Here is a 14,850-nt window from a genome sequence, read left to right as displayed (position 1 = left end):
AGGCCGACTTCACAGGGTGTCCAACAGGCCCGGCCCCTCTCGCCCTTCTCCCCGCTCTCCTCGCCCGACCGAAAGGCACGGCATGACGTCCGCAGAGAACGCTGTTCACCCCTACCTCCCGAACTCCGCCCCGGCCGTACGGCAGGCGATGCTCGACGAGATCGGCGCGGCGAGCGTCGAGGAGTTCTACGCCGACATCCCGGACTCCGTCCGGCTGCACCGCCCCCTCGACCTGCCCGCCCCCATGCGTTCGGAAGCCGAACTCGCCCGGCACATGGAGCAGTTGCTCGCCCGCAACACCTCGACCCGGCAGGCCCTGAGCTTCCTCGGGCAGGGCTGCTACCAGCACCACGTCCCCGCCGTCGTGGACGAGGTGGTCAACCGCAGCGAGTTCCTCACCGCCTACGCGGGCGAGCCCTACGAGGACCACGGCCGCTTCCAGGCCCTGTGGGAGTACCAGTCGATGATGGCCGAGCTGCTCGACGTGGAGGTGGTCAACGTCCCGGTGTACGACGGCTTCCAGGCCGCGGGCACCGCCCTGCGCATGGCCGGGCGCATCACCGGTCGCCGCCGGCTGCTCCTCGCCACCGCCGTCGACCCGGACAAGCTCTCCCGCGTCCGCGACTACGTCCGGCCCGACCACGACGTCGTGGTGGTGCCCGTCGACCCGCGCACCGGCTGCGCCGACCTGGACGCGGTGGCCGCAGAGCTGGCCAAGGGCGATGTGGCGGCGGTCTTCGCGGACATGCCGTCGGCGCTCGGCATCGTCGACGCCGCCCTGCCGCAGCTCGCCGAACTCGCCCACGGCGCAGGGGCGTTGTACGTCGTCGGCTGCAACCCGCTCGCCCTCGGCGTCCTCGCACCGCCGTCCGCGTTCGGCGCGGACATCGCCTGCGGCGACATCCAGACCCTCGGCGTCCACCAGAGCTACGGCGGCGGCAACGCCGGGTTCATCGCAACCCGGGACGAGGAGCACCTGGTCGCCGAGTACCCGTCCCGGCTCTTCGGGCTCGCGCCGACGACCGTCGACGGCGAGTACGGCTTCGGCGACGTCGCCTGGGAACGGACCTCCTTCGCGCTGCGCGAGGACGGCAAGGAGTGGGTGGGCACCGCCGCCGCCCTGCACGGCATCGGCGCGGGCGTCTACCTCGCCCTGATGGGCCCGCACGGCATGCGCGAGATCGGCGACACGATCCTCACCCACACCGCGTACGCACGACAGCGCCTCGCCCAAGTCCCGGGAGTCCAGGTGCCGTTCGGCGACTCCCTGCACTTCGCCGACTTCACCGTCCGCTACACCGGCGGCCGCACCGCCGCCGAGATCCGCGCCGACCTCAGGCAGCACGGCATCTTCGGCGGGGTGCCGCTCGGCGATCAGCAGGCCGCGTACTGCGTGACCGAGGTGCACACCAAGGCCGACATCGACCTGCTCGCCACGACCCTGGAGGAGATCATCAAGTGACCGCCCACCACGAGCAGTCGACCGCGTCGTCGCCGGTGTCCACCGTTTCGGCCGAGGACGCGCGGATCGCGCCCAAGCCGCGGCTGCGCCGCTTTCACCAGGCCTCCTGGGACGAGGACCTGATCTTCGACCTCGGCTCGCCGGGCGAGCGCGGCGTGCTCGTGCCGCGCCCCGACCCGTCGCTCACCCCGCCCGAGATCCCGGCGGCCCTGCGGCGCGCCGAGCCGCCCGCACTCCCGGAGATGGCGCAGCAGCAGGTCCTCCGCCACTACCTGCGCCTGTCCCAGGAGAACCTGGGTGCCGACCTCAACATCGATGTGGGCCAGGGCACTTGCACCATGAAGTACAGCCCGAAGGTCAACGACCAGTTCGTCCGCGACCCGCGCATCGCCGCCCTCCACCCGCTGCAGGACGAGGACACCGTGCAGGGCGTCCTCGGCATCGTCCACGCCCTGGAACAGCTCCTGAAGGAGATCTCCGGAATGGACCGGGTCTCCCTCCAGCCGGGCGCGGGCTCCGCCGCGATCTACGCCAACGTCGCGATGATCAGGGCGTACTTCGAGGCGCGCGGCGAACTCGACCAGCGCGACGAGGTCATCACGACGATCTTCTCGCACCCGTCCAACGCGGCCTGCGCCAAGACCGCCGGCTTCAAGGTCATCACGCTCCACCCGGACGCGGACGGCTACCCCGACATCGAGGCCCTGAAGGCCGCGGTCGGCCCGCGCACCGCCGCCCTCCTCATCACCAACCCCGAGGACACGGGCATCTACAACCCGCGCATCGAGGAGTTCGTCCGCATCGTGCACGAGGCGGGCGGCCTCTGCTCCTACGACCAGGCCAACGCCAACGGCATCCTCGGCATCACCCGCGCCAGGGACGCGGGCTTCGACCTGTGCCACTTCAACCTGCACAAGACGTTCTCCACCCCGCACGCCTGCGGCGGCCCGGCCGCGGGCGCGTGCGCGGTCACGGCCGAGCTCGCGCCCTATCTCCCGCGCCCCACGGTCGAGTTCGACGGCACGACGTACCGCATCGACGACGACCGGCCCGAGTCCGTCGGCAAGATGCGGCCCTTCCTCGGCGTCGTGCCGAACCTCGTCCGCGCGTACGCCTGGATCATGTCGCTCGGCGCGGAGGGCCTGCGCGCGGCGGCCGAGACCGCCGTCCTCAACAACAATTACCTGCTCCACAAGGTCCGGCAGATCCCCGGCGTCTCCGTCCCGTACGCCGAGGGCCGCCCGCGCGTCGAACAGGTCCGCTACAGCTGGCAGCAGCTGTACGAGGACACCGGCGTGCACTCCGAGGAACTCGGCCTGCGCGCGGCCGACTTCGGCACTCACTACTGGACGAGCCACCACCCGTACGTCGTCCCCGAGCCGATGACTCTGGAGCCGACCGAGTCGTACACGCGCGCCGACCTCGACGAGTACGCGGCGATCCTCACGGAGGTCGCCCGCGAGGCCTACGAGTCCCCGGAGACCGTCCGCACGGCTCCGCACCGCTCGACCGTTCACCGGGCGCGCCCCGAGTCCCTTGAGGATCCGGCCACTTGGGCCGTGTCGTGGCGCGCGTACCGCCGCAAGATCCTCGGCGAGGGCCTCCGGTGAGTTCGCGCATCGGCCTCGTCGTCAACCCGGTCGCAGGCCTCGGCGGCCGGGTCGGGCTCGGCGGCACTGACGGGCCCCAAGTCCTGCAGCGTGCCCGGGAGTTGGGGGCGGAGCCGTTGGCGGGGGTGCGGGCGGCGCTCGCGCTGCGGGAGGTACGCGCGCGGCTCGCGGCAGCCGCCCCGACGAGGCACGCCGGGACGTCCGCCCCTCGACTCCTCACCGCTGCGGGGGAGATGGGCGCCGAAGCGGCAGCCTCGGCGGACCTCGACGCCCGTATCGTGTACGGTGCCGGGGCCTTGCCCGCCGAGGGCGGAACCTCGGCCGCCGACACCGTCGCCGCGGTGCGGGCGATCGCCGCCGAGGGCGTCGACCTGCTCCTGTTCGCCGGCGGCGACGGCACCGCCCGCGACGTGCTCGCCGCCCTCGAAGCCTTTGGCGGCCGCCCGCCCTGCCCCGTCCTGGGCGTCCCGACCGGCGTCAAGATGCACTCCGCGGTCTTCGCGGTCAGCGCCCGCGCCGCGGGCGAGGCAGCCGCCGCATGGCTGCGGCGCGACGGCGGCGTACGGCTGCGGGACGCCGAGGTGATGGACCGGGACGACGACGGCGTACGGGACGGGAGGGTGGCGTCACGCCTTTACGGATGGCTGCCCGTGCCCGATGTTCCCGTACGGGTTCAGCAGCGCAAGACCGGGAGCACGGCCCCGGTGCCGGAGGCCTTCGGCGGGATCGCGGCGGAGGTCGCCGAGCGGGTCGGCGACGGCCTGCTGTTCCTCGGGCCCGGCACCACCACCCGCGCCGTCGCGGCCGAACTCGGCGCGGAGACCTCGCTCACCGGCGTGGACGTACTGGCCCTGAGCCCCGGCAAGCCCGCCCGTGTGCTCCTCGCCGACGCGAGCGAGGAAGCGCTGCTCGGGGCGGGCCCGGCCTGGATCGCCGTCTCGCCCATCGGCGGCCAGGGTTTTCTCCTCGGCCGCGGCAACCAGCAGATCTCCCCGCGCGTGCTGCGCGCCTGCGGCGGACGCGAGCGGCTGCTCGTCCTCTGCACGGAAGCGAAGCTGGCCGCACTCGGCGGCCGCCCGCTGCTGCTCGACACCGGCGACGAGACGCTCGACGCCGAACTGGCCGGGCACGTCCCCGTCGTCACCGGCCGCCGGAGCACGTCCCTGTACCGCGTGACGCGCTGACGGCCCGGCCGCCCGATCCCTCAATTCCCGTACCGCGAAGGAGTCCTCATGATCTCGCTCGACGGCAAGCGTGCCATCGTCACCGGCGCGGCCACCGGCATCGGCCGCGCGACGGCCCAGGTACTCGCCGAACTCGGCGCCCGCGTGGTGATCGCCGACATCGACGCCGAGGGCGGCGAGCAGACCGCCAAGGACACCGGCGGCGTCTTCGTCCGCTGCGACGTCTCCCGGCGCGCGGACTGCGAGGCCGTGGCCGCGACCGCGCAGGACCGCTTCGGCGGCGTCGACGTGCTGTTCAACAACGCGGGCGTCATCCGCCGCTCCACCGTCTGTGAGATCACCGACGACGACTGGGACCTGGTGATGGCCGTCAACATCCGCTCCATCATGCTGATGAGCCGCCTCGTGATACCCGGCATGGCGGCGCGGGGCGGCGGCTCGATCGTCAACACAGGTTCGGGCTGGGGGATTTCGGGCGGGGCCCGCGCCGTTTCGTACTGTGCGTCGAAGGGCGCCGTCGTCAACATGACCCGCGCGATGGCCATCGACCACGGCCCCGACAACATCCGCGTCAACTGCGTCTGCCCCGGCGACACCGCCACCGGCATGCTTGCGGAAGAGGCCCGCCAACTCGGCGAGAGCGCCGACGCGTTCTACGCCGACGCCGCCGACCGCCCCCTCGGCCGCATCGGGCAGCCCAGGGACATCGCGCAGACCGTGGCGTTCCTCGCGTCCGACGCCGCCGCGTTCGTGAGCGGGGCGATCATCCCCGTGGACGGCGCGGGCACCGCGTGACGAGACGGGGGACGGGCGACGCATAATCGACCGGACCAAAAGGGGAGGGCCGCCTGACATGCCAATCGAAAACCGCCCGCTGCGCGAACAGGTCAAGGAGGAACTGCTGAAGCGCCTGGGGCGCGGCACCATCGCGACCGACGAGCCGATCAACGAGGGCCAGCTCGCCACCGAACTCGGCGTCAGCCGCACGCCGTTGCGCGAGGCCCTGATCACCCTTGAGCGCGAGGGCGTCATCACCAGCGAGCGCGGCAAGGGCTTCCGGTTCACCGCGCTCAGCGCCGAGGAGTTCCGCGACCTGACCGCGATCGTCGCGACACTCGAAGCCCTGGCTCTCCGGTCCAGCGACCCCGGGCAACTGCGGGCGACCGCCCCTCGACTCCTGGAGGAGGCCCGCGCCTTCTCCGCGCCGCAGGCGCCGCACGACGTCATAGAGCGATACGACGACGCCTGGCACGACCTGCTCCTGTCGGGCTGCACCAACCAGCGCCTGATGAAGCTGATCACCTCCCTGAAGGTGACGATGCACCGCTACGAACGGGTGGCCCTCGGCGACCACGACATCCTGGAGCGCTCCGCCGTGGAGCACGAGCGCATCGCCGAGCGCCTGCTCCACGACGACCTGGAGGGGGCGGTGGCGGCGCTGGAGGAGAACTGGAACAGCGGGATGCACCGGATCCTGGAACACCTCAAGGACTGAAGTGCCGGAAGGGGGCGCCGGCGCAGCCCGCTCTCACGGGTGTCAGGCGTCGACCGGCGGACCGGGCCGGACGGTATCCCATCCCGCGTCAGGCGGGGGAGGCTGTCCTGCTGAACTAGGGGGAGACACCCCCTAGGGAGCCGACGGCCCCGACCGCGAGCGTGTGCTGCGTTCGCTCGTGGGGCGGGGCCGCCGGACGCGCTGTCGTACGGGCTGTCGGACGTGCCCGTACGGCTATGGGGCGTGGCTACTGCAGGACCGCGTTGCGGTCGACGTCGAGGATCTTGCAGGTGGTCTTGGTGACGCCCTTCAGGTCGTCGCCGAAGGCGAGGGCGACGCTGTTCTCCTTCTTCGACGACCCGTGGTTGAGGTCGCTGACCACGGAGTTGATGGTGGTGACCTGGTTGCCGTCCTGGTCGGTGACCTCGCCCTCGATGAAGTAGGAGGCGCGGTCGTCCCCGTTGTTGGTGACCTTGAGGGACACGTCGAGCTCCTGGCCGCCGAACTCGGTGTCCTTGACGGCGCAGGAGGTGATCTCGACGTCCTTGTCGGCGGCGCGCCGGTTGTCGGCCTCCTGGCTCTGCTGCTCGCGCTGGATGTCCTTGTCGATGTTCTTGGCGGCCTCGTCGACGGCGCCGACGAACGCGGCGTTGATGACGAAGAACATGATCACGGAGAGGATGCCGGTGACCAGACCCGTGATGGCCGCGCCCTTGCCCTTGCCGACCTTGCTCGATCTGGCCAGGCCGACGCCGCCGAAGATCACGGCGAGTATCGCCAACGGCCAGACGACGACGTTCAGGACGGGGATGAGGCTGACGACGAGCCCGATGATGCCGAGGACGAGACCGGCGACCGCGAGCCCGTTGCCTCCCTGCGGGGCGGCGGGCGCGGGTGCGGGGGGTTGGGGGTATCCGTAGCTCAACTCGGGCTCCTGCGTAGAGGGTCGGGTCGAAGTTGAACGCTGCTCAACTTCAGGAGGACGACAACCTATACGCAAAGCTCCGCGTTTGGGATACCAGGGGAAATTTTCCGGCCAGGCCACCCGATGGTGCGTACGACGAAGCCGGGACGCCCGCAGGGATCACCCCGCGAAACGCCCCGGCGCGAAACGAACGTACCCAGGAGAGATCAAGCCGTAGCCGGCCGCCGCAGCGGCAGGTCCAGACGCCCGGCGAGTTCCTCGACCGTGGTGCCGAAGGTCTCCCGGACCGTGAGGCCCTGTGCCGTGACGTCGAAGACGGCCAGGTCGGTGTAGACGCGGTCGACGCAGGCCAGGCCGGTCAGCGGGTAGCCGCACTCGGGCACCAGCTTGGGTGTCCCGTCCTTGGCGAACAGGGTCATCATCACGAAGACCTTCTTCGCCCCGATCGCCAGATCCATGGCACCGCCGACAGCCGGAATGGCATCGGGCGCGCCCGTGTGCCAGTTGGCGAGGTCGCCGGCCGCGGAGACCTGGAAAGCGCCCAGGACGCAGATGTCCAGGTGCCCGCCGCGCATCATGGCGAACGAGTCGGCGTGGTGGAAGTAGGCGGCGCCCGGCAGCTCGGTGACCGGCACCTTGCCCGCGTTGGTGAGGTCCGGGTCGACCTGCCCCTCCTCGGCCGCGGGGCCCATGTTGAGCATGCCGTTCTCGGTGTGCAGGACCACGCCCGAGTCGGCGGGCAGATGGTCGGCGACGAGGGTCGGCTGGCCGATGCCCAGGTTCACGTACGCGCCCCGGGGGATGTCGCGCGCGATGAGCGCGGCGATGGCGTGCTTGTCCAACGGGCCCTGACCGCAGGTGAGTTGACTGTTCCGGTTCATGTGCGATCCGCCTCCTGCACCACACGGTCGACGAAAATGCTCGGTGTCACCACGGTCTCCGGGTCGAGGACGCCGGTCTCCACGACCTCCCGCACCTGCGCGATCACGGTGGTCGCTGCGGTGGCCATGACGGGCCCGAAGTTGCGGGCCGTCTTGCGGTAGACGAGGTTGCCCGTGCGGTCCGCCCGGTGCGCGCCGATCAGCGCGACATCGCCCTTGATCGGGTACTCCAACACGTACGTACGCCCGTCGATGACACGGGTCTCCTTGCCCTCGGCGAGCAGCGTCCCGACCCCGGTGGGGCAGTAGAACGCGCCGATGCCCGCTCCCGCCGCCCGCATCCGCTCGGCGAGGTTGCCCTGCGGCACGACCTCCAACTCGATCTTCCCGGACCGGTACAGCTCGTCGAAGACGTACGAGTCGGACTGCCGGGGGAAGGAGCAGACGACCTTGCGGACCCGGCCCTTCGCGAGGAGCGCCGCTAGGCCGGTGTCGCCGTTGCCCGCGTTGTTGGAGACGACGGTCAGGTCCTTCGCGCCCTGACGGATCAGCGCGTCGATCAACTCGACCGGCATGCCCGCCATCCCGAAGCCGCCGACGAGCACGGTCGAGCCGTCCTCGATCCCGGCCACCGCCTCGTCGGCGTGCTCGCAGAGTCGCGCACTCATCGACTCGCTCCCGTCACGTTCTCCAGGACCACGGCGAGCGCCTGGCCCACGCCGATGCAGATCGCGGCGAGGCCCCACCGCTCACCGGACTCCTGCAGGCGGTGGGCCAGGGTGCCCAGAAGCCGGCCGCCGGACGCGCCGAGCGGATGGCCGAGGGCGATGGCGCCGCCCTTCGCGTTGACGAGCGCCGGGTCGACTTTCCAGGCGTCCACGCAGGCCAGGGACTGCACCGCGAACGCCTCGTTCAGCTCGACCGCGCCGACGTCGGACCAGCCGATGCCCGCACTCCGCAGCGCCCGCTCCGCCGCCTCCACCGGCGCGAAGCCGAACAGCTGCGGGTCGAGCGCGAACACCCCGCGCCCCGCCACCCGCGCCAGCGGATCCACGCCGATCCGCGCACCGGCGGCCGCCGAGCCGAGGAGCACCGCCGAGGCCCCGTCGCTCAGCGGCGAGGCGTTGCCCGCGGTGATCGCACCGTCGGGCCGGAACGACGGCTTGAGCGAGGCCAGCTTCTCGACCGTGGAACCCGCCCTGATGCCCTCGTCCCGGCTGACCGTGGAGCCCTCGCCGTCGCTCACCGGGCGGCCCTTGCGGTCCACCGTCACCGGCACGACCAGGTCGTCGTAGAACCCGTCCGTCCAGGCGGCGTCGGCCAGTCGGTGGGACCGTACGGCGAACTCGTCCTGCCGCTCCCGCGGGACGGAGTACCGCTCGGCGAGCTGCTCGTTGGCCTCGCCCAGGGAGACCGTCCACTCCTTCGGCATCCGCTCGTTGACCAGACGCCAGCCGAGCGTGGTGGAGACGGCCGTCAAGTCCCCTGCGGGATAGGCCCGTTCGGGCTTGGGCAGCACCCACGGGGCGCGGCTCATCGACTCGACGCCACCGGTGAGCACGATGTCCGCGTCGCCACACTCGATGGTGCGGGAGGCGATCATCGCCGCGTCCAGGGAGGACCCGCACAGCCGGTTCACGGTCGTGGCGGGCACCGACGTGGGCAGCCCGGCGAGCAGTACGGCCATGCGGCCGACGTTGCGGTTGTCCTCGCCCGCGCCGTTGGCGTTGCCCCAGACGACGTCGCCGATCTCGGCCGGGTCGAGGCCGGGCGTCTTGGCCAGGACGCCGTTCACGGCGAGCGCCGCGAGGTCGTCCGGCCTGACCCCGGCGAGAGCACCGGAGAACCGGCCGAAGGGCGTCCTTGCCGCTGCGTACACGTAACTGTCGGTCATGCCCCTCACGCTAGAGCGGCCGCTTCATCACGTCCAAGACCTAGTCTCGCGGTATTCATAAGGAGCCATTATGAATGTCTAGAATGGGGTCCATGGAGCTCCGCCAGGTCCGCTACTTCCTCGCGCTCGCCGAAGAGTGCCACTTCGGGCGCGCGGCGGCCCGCCTGCACGTCGCCCAGCCCGCCCTGTCCCAGCAGATCAAGCAGCTGGAGCGCGAGCTCGGCACGCCCCTGTTCCACCGCTCCACCCGGCACGTCGAGCTCACCGAGGCGGGCCGGGAGCTGACCGGGTACGCGCGCACCCTGCTCGCCGAGGCCGAGCGGGCCCGCGTCCACATGCAGGAGCTCGCCACCGGCCGCGCGGGCCGCGTCTCCGTCGGCTTCATCGGCACCGCCACGTACGACGTCCTGCCCCGCGTCGCCCGTACGGTAAGGGCCCAACTCCCCGACATCACCCTGGAGTTGCACGGTGAGCTGCTCACCCCGCAACTCGTGGACGGCCTGCTCTCCGGCGGCTACGACCTCGCGGTCTTCCGCTCCGGCACCGCGGCCGAGGGCATCGACCTCACGCCGCTCCGCACCGAGAAGCTGGTGGCCGTACTGCCCTCCCACCACCCCCTGGCCGCGAGCGCACCGCTCCCGCTCGGCGCCCTCGCGGGCGAGCCCTTCGTCATCCACCCCGCAGGGCCGCGCTCCGCCATGCACGACCGCATCCTCACCGCCTGCCGCGAGGCCGGATTCCAGCCCCCGTCCCTCGTCGAGGTCGGCGAGACCGCCACCCTCGTCGTCCTCGTCGCCGCCGGACACGGCGTGGCCCTCGTCCCCGAGTCGGTGCAGAGCCTGCGCCTGGACGGCGTCACCTACGTCCCCCTCGCGGAGCAGGAGACCGTCGACCTGGTCCTGGGCCGCCGGGCTCCCCACAGCACGGCCGCCGCACAGCAGGTCGCCGCGGTCGTCGAGGAGTGCGTACGGGAGTGAACGGCGCTCCCCGACAGTCACGGCCCGCACGCCGGACGAGCGCCGGGGCGAGCGCCGCCGGGATCTCTTGACTCCGCGTGACACCTGACTTATCAGTTGGGGCCACCGTCAGGGAGAGCGCCCATGAAGCCCCTCGTCCGCAACGCCAGCCTCAGCGGCTACGTCGAGCTGAGCCGCTCGCTCGGCATCGACCCGCGCGCCCTCCTGCGGCAGGTCGGCCTGGACCCGGTAGGGCTGACCATGCAGGACCGGTGGATCTCGGGGGCGGCCGTGATCCGGCTCCTGGAACTCTCGGCCGCGGCCGCGCACCGCGAGGACTTCGGGCTGCTGCTCGCCGAGCGCCGGCGCTTCTCCAACCTCGGCCCGATCAGCCTGGTCCTCCGCGAGGAGACCGATGTGCGCAGCGCCCTCGCGTTCCTGCTCCGCTACGAGCACATGTACAACGAGATGCTCCACAACCGGCTCTCCGAGGCGGACGGCCTCGCGACGCTCAAGCTCGGCCTGGAGCTGACCGGGCCGGTGGCGGCCCGCCAGGCCGTGGAACTCGCGGTGGGCGCCTTCCACCAGCTGCTGCGGGAGTTCCTCGGCGCCCGCTGGCAGCCGCTGACCGTCTGCTTCACCCACCCGGCGCCCGCCGACCCGGCCTCGCACCGGCGGTTCTTCGGACCCGTGGTCGAGTTCGACCAGGAGTTCAACGGCATCGTCTTCTACAGCGGCGACCTCGACGTGCCCAACGCGATGTCCGACCCGCTCCTGCACACGTACGCGCGGCAGTACTTCGAGTCCATCGCCGTGTCCAGGGACACCTCGGAGGCGGACCGGGTACGGGAGTTGATCGGCGCCCTGCTGCCGACCGGGCGGTGCTCCGTCGAACAGGTGGCGGCCAGCCTCGGCGTCGACCGGCGCACCGTGCACCGGCACCTCGCGGCGTCGGGCGAGACGTTCTCCTCGCTCCTCAACGCGACCCGCATGGAACTGGCGCAGCAACTCGTGGCCAACCCGCGCCGCTCGCTGACGGACGTCTCCGGGCTCCTCGGCTTCTCCGCGCCCAGCGCCTTCTCGCGCTGGTTCCGCGAACGCTTCGGGTGCAGCGCGCGGGAGTGGCGCGCCCGCCAGGCCTCCGACGCCTGTCCCGAATAGGTAATTCTCCTGTCACCTGTGGTGCAGCGCGCCCCTGAACGGCGGCCTAACGTGGCCTTACCGATGGGGCACTCGCCCCGCACGCAGAAGCGCCCCGCGACATCCGCGGCGATCGTCAACTCCCCTTCACCACAAGCCGGTTCGTACGGCGATACGCCGTGCCGCGCCGTGCGGTGGCGTGGGCGACCGAGCGTGTCGCCGGCCCGTAGACCAAGGAGAACCGCCATGCACTTCCTCGACGACTCCCTCTACCCGGAGAACCAGGAGAAGCTGGTCATCCAGGCCGCCCCGTACGGCCCCGAGTGGCTGCCCGGCGACGCCGACGACCTGCCGGTCACCATGGACGAGCACGTCCAGGCCGCGGTCGACTGCCACAACGCCGGCGCCACCGTGCTGCACATCCACGTCCGCGAGCTGGACGGGCACGGCTCCAAGCGCATGTCGATGTTCAACGAGCTGATGGCCCGGCTGCGCGAGGCCGTGCCCGACATGGTGCTGCAGATCGGCGGCTCCATCTCCTTCGCGCCGGAGGACGAGGGCGCGGACGCCAAGTGGCTCAGCTACGACACCCGGCACATGCTGGCCGAGATCACCCCGCGCCCCGACCAGGTGACGATCGCCATTGGCACCAGCCAGATGAACATCGTGGAGCTCTTCGACGACGAGGACATCGAGGGCACGTCGATCGCGAAGCCCGCCATGTACCAGGCGTACCGCGACATGGTCGTCGAGGCGGGACCCGAGTTCTACCTCGAACACCTCAAGCGGCTGCGTACCAATGACATCCAGCCGCACTTCCAACTCGCCCACCTGGCACAGCTGGAGACCGTCGAGCGGATGATCCGCAAGGGCGTCTACAGCGGGCCCCTCGTCCTCAACTACGTGGCCATCGGCGGCGGTTTCGCGGGTCGGCACCCCGCCGACCTGGTCGAGTTCATCCGCCGTGTCCCGGACGGCGCAGTCCTCACCATCGAGGCGTCCATGCGCGCCGTGGCCCCGATGAACACCGTCGGCATCGCCCTCGGCGCGCACGTCCGGGTCGGCAACGAGGACAACCTGTGGCGCAGGAAGGGCGAGCGCATGTCCTCCGTGCAGCAGGTCGAGCAGATGGTCCGGATCGCCGACGCGGTGGGCCGCGACATCGCCACGGGCCCCGAGGCGCGCGAGATCTACCAGCTCGGCGAGTGGTACGCGGACACCGACGAGACCCTGGCCCGCCTCGGCATGGTGCCCAACCGCCGCCCAGGACACCGCGGTTCGATGCTGCGCGACGTCACGCGCTGACCCTGTCGACCCATCAACGGACGGAGCATCCGTGGCACACGCCATTCGATTCGAGGAGACCGGCAAACCCGAGGTCATGCGGTGGGAGGAGGTCGCGGTCGGGGACCCAGGACCCGGCGAGGTGCGCATCCGGCACGACGCCGTCGGCCTGAACTTCGCCGACACCTACTTCCGCACCGGCCTCTACCCCGTGCCCCTGCCGAACGGCCTCGGCGTCGAGGCGGCCGGCGTGGTCGAGGCGGTGGGCGAGGGCGTCACCCACGTCTCGGCGGGCGACCGCGTCACGTACACCGGCAGCCCCCTCGGCGCGTACAGCACCGAACGCGTCATGCCGGCCGAGCCGTTGATCAAACTCCCGGACGCGATCAGCTGCGAGACCGCGGCCGCGATGACGATGCGCGGCCTCACCGCGGCGTACCTGCTGCGCCGCATCCACCCGCTGAAGCCGGGGGACACCGTGCTGCTGCACGCGGCGGCCGGGGGAGTGGGCCTCATCTTCGCGCAGTGGGCGAAGCTGCTCGGCATCACCGTCATCGGCACCGTCTCCAGCGAGGAGAAGGCCGAGATCGCCGAGGCCCACGGCTGCGCGCACACCATCCTGTACCGGCACGAGGACGTCGCCCGGCGGGTCCGTGAACTGACCGACGGCCAGGGCGTTCCTGTCGTCTTCGACAGCATCGGCAAGGACACCGTCGCCGCGTCCATGGCGTCCCTGCGGCGCCGCGGACTCCTGGTGTGCTTCGGCACCGCCTCCGGGGTGCCGCCGCTCGACGCCATGCAACTCGCCGTCCACGGCTCCCTGTTCGCGACCCGGCCCGCGCTCGCCGACTACATCGCGGACCCGGCCGAGCGGGACGCCCTGGCCGCGGAGCTGTTCCGGCACGTCGCGTCCGGGCGCATCGACATCCGCATCGACCAGCGGTACGCCCTGCCGGACGCGGTGACGGCCCACCACGACCTGGAGGCCGGCCGGACCACCGGCTCCTCCGTGTTCACCCTCTGAGGATCTGACCGCTCCGAGCGCTCTGAGCTCACCCCACCCGACTCTCCAGGAGTGACGACCACATGACCAGGACCGCACAGCCGAAGGAGAAAGCGGCAGCACCCGCACCGGTGCGTCCCGGCGCCCCGCGCCCCTCCCTCACCGTCGAGCCCCTGACCTGCACCATCGGCGCCGAACTGCACGGCGTGCAGCTCGCCGACGCCGCCCGCGACGACGACTTGTTCGCCCGGATCGAGCTGCTCCTCCTGCGGTACAAGGTGTTGTTCCTGCGCGACCAGGACCTGACCCGCGCCGAGCACGTCGCCTTCGCCTCCCGCTTCGGCCCCCTGGAGGACCACCCGGTGGCCGGCAGCGACCCCGAACACCCAGGCCTCGTCCGCATCTACAAGGACCTCGACAGTGCGCCGGAGCACTACGAGAACTCCCTGCACTGCGACGGGACTTGGCGCGAAACCCCGTCCATGGGGGCCGTGCTGCGCTGCGTGGAGACGCCTCCCGTGGGCGGCGACACGATCTGGGTCGACATGGCCGAGGCCCACCGCCGCCTCCCGCAGCACACCAAGGACCGGATCGCGGACCTGCGCGCACGGCACAGCATCGAGTCGAGCTTCGGCGCCGTACTCCCCGTCGAGGAGCGCCGCGCACTCGCCGCCAAGTACCCGGACGCCGAACACCCCGTGGTCCGCACCCACCCGGTGACCGGCGAGCAGATCCTCTTCGTCAACAGCTTCACCACCCACTTCGTCAACTACCACCGGCCCGAGCATGTGCGCTTCGGCCAGGACTACGCGCCCGGCGCCGCCGACCTCCTGACCTATCTGCGCAGCCAGGCCGCGGTCCCCGAGTACCAGGTCCGCTGGCGCTGGACGAAGAACAGCGTGGCCGTCTGGGACAACCGCTCCACCCAGCACTACGCCGTCCAGGACTACTGGCCCGCCGTACGCAAGATGGAACGCGCGGGCATCGTCGGCGACCGGCCCTTCTGAACCGAGGTG

General features: G+C 71.4%; 14 protein-coding genes. 10 read left to right on the top strand and 4 right to left on the bottom strand.

Translation table 11 applies throughout. The features are described from left to right. Positions 1-82 precede the first annotated feature (82 nt). From gcvPA to QIS96_RS30615, 5 genes are read left to right on the top strand one after another with little or no spacing between them, the layout of a single operon-like run. Positions 83-1,462 (top strand): aminomethyl-transferring glycine dehydrogenase subunit GcvPA, encoded by a 1,380-nt coding sequence (gcvPA, locus tag QIS96_RS30635; protein WP_282546067.1) that lies wholly within the window; start codon positions 83-85, stop codon positions 1,460-1,462. Further along, a complete protein-coding gene (gene gcvPB / locus QIS96_RS30630; RefSeq protein ID WP_282546066.1) occupies positions 1,459-3,072 on the top strand; it encodes an aminomethyl-transferring glycine dehydrogenase subunit GcvPB in 1,614 nt (537 codons plus the stop codon). Before gcvPA ends, gcvPB begins: the two co-directional genes overlap by 4 nt. Next, complete coding sequence (locus QIS96_RS30625; RefSeq protein WP_282546065.1) at positions 3,069-4,256, top strand: ATP-NAD kinase family protein; 1,188 nt, start codon at positions 3,069-3,071, stop codon at positions 4,254-4,256. The genes gcvPB and QIS96_RS30625 overlap by 4 nt, the downstream gene beginning before the upstream one ends. A 48-nt stretch (positions 4,257-4,304) precedes the next feature. Beyond that, entirely contained in the window at positions 4,305-5,051 is a 747-nt protein-coding gene (locus tag QIS96_RS30620) for an SDR family NAD(P)-dependent oxidoreductase (protein ID WP_282546064.1), read from the top strand. Positions 5,052-5,109: 58 nt separating this feature from the next. After that, complete coding sequence (locus tag QIS96_RS30615) at positions 5,110-5,751, top strand: GntR family transcriptional regulator (protein ID WP_282546063.1); 642 nt, start codon at positions 5,110-5,112, stop codon at positions 5,749-5,751. A 247-nt stretch (positions 5,752-5,998) separates the two neighbouring features. Here QIS96_RS30615 and QIS96_RS30610 read toward each other — a convergent pair whose 3' ends face one another. From QIS96_RS30610 to QIS96_RS30595, 4 genes are all read right to left on the bottom strand, one after another. Beyond that, complete coding sequence (locus tag QIS96_RS30610; protein WP_282546062.1) at positions 5,999-6,676, bottom strand: DUF4190 domain-containing protein; 678 nt, start codon at positions 6,674-6,676, stop codon at positions 5,999-6,001. Positions 6,677-6,882: 206 nt separating this feature from the next. Then, on the bottom strand, positions 6,883-7,557 hold the full coding sequence (locus tag QIS96_RS30605) for a 3-oxoacid CoA-transferase subunit B (protein ID WP_282546061.1): 675 nt from the start codon (positions 7,555-7,557) through the stop codon (positions 6,883-6,885). Beyond that, positions 7,554-8,225 carry a 3-oxoacid CoA-transferase subunit A gene (locus QIS96_RS30600; RefSeq protein ID WP_282546060.1) on the bottom strand — a complete coding sequence of 224 codons (672 nt, stop codon included), beginning with the start codon at positions 8,223-8,225 and terminating at the stop codon, positions 7,554-7,556. Before QIS96_RS30600 ends, QIS96_RS30605 begins: the two co-directional genes overlap by 4 nt. Beyond that, positions 8,222-9,451 carry a thiolase family protein gene (locus QIS96_RS30595; RefSeq protein WP_282546059.1) on the bottom strand — a complete coding sequence of 410 codons (1,230 nt, stop codon included), beginning with the start codon at positions 9,449-9,451 and terminating at the stop codon, positions 8,222-8,224. The genes QIS96_RS30600 and QIS96_RS30595 overlap by 4 nt, the downstream gene beginning before the upstream one ends. A gap of 92 nt (positions 9,452-9,543) precedes the next feature. On the opposite strand from QIS96_RS30595, the gene QIS96_RS30590 reads away from it, so the two are divergent. The 5 genes from QIS96_RS30590 (at position 9,544) to QIS96_RS30570 (ending at position 14,841) form a co-directional block, all read left to right on the top strand. After that, positions 9,544-10,428 (top strand): LysR substrate-binding domain-containing protein, encoded by an 885-nt coding sequence (locus QIS96_RS30590; RefSeq protein WP_282546058.1) that lies wholly within the window; start codon positions 9,544-9,546, stop codon positions 10,426-10,428. A 123-nt stretch (positions 10,429-10,551) separates the two neighbouring features. Next, positions 10,552-11,568, top strand: a complete 1,017-nt coding sequence (locus QIS96_RS30585; protein ID WP_282546057.1) for an AraC family transcriptional regulator — start codon at positions 10,552-10,554, stop codon at positions 11,566-11,568. A 225-nt stretch (positions 11,569-11,793) separates the two neighbouring features. Continuing rightward, positions 11,794-12,852, top strand: coding sequence for a BKACE family enzyme (locus QIS96_RS30580; protein WP_282546056.1), 1,059 nt, complete (start codon positions 11,794-11,796; stop codon positions 12,850-12,852). Positions 12,853-12,883: 31 nt separating this feature from the next. After that, on the top strand, positions 12,884-13,855 hold the full coding sequence (locus QIS96_RS30575) for a quinone oxidoreductase family protein (protein WP_282546055.1): 972 nt from the start codon (positions 12,884-12,886) through the stop codon (positions 13,853-13,855). Positions 13,856-13,917: 62 nt separating this feature from the next. Continuing rightward, positions 13,918-14,841 (top strand): TauD/TfdA dioxygenase family protein, encoded by a 924-nt coding sequence (locus tag QIS96_RS30570; protein ID WP_282546054.1) that lies wholly within the window; start codon positions 13,918-13,920, stop codon positions 14,839-14,841. The last annotated feature ends 9 nt before the right edge of the window (positions 14,842-14,850 follow it).

Source organism: Streptomyces cavernicola (assembly GCF_029968035.1).
Classification (GTDB): domain Bacteria; phylum Actinomycetota; class Actinomycetes; order Streptomycetales; family Streptomycetaceae; genus Streptomyces; species Streptomyces cavernicola.
This window is presented reverse-complemented; position numbering and strand designations above follow the sequence as displayed.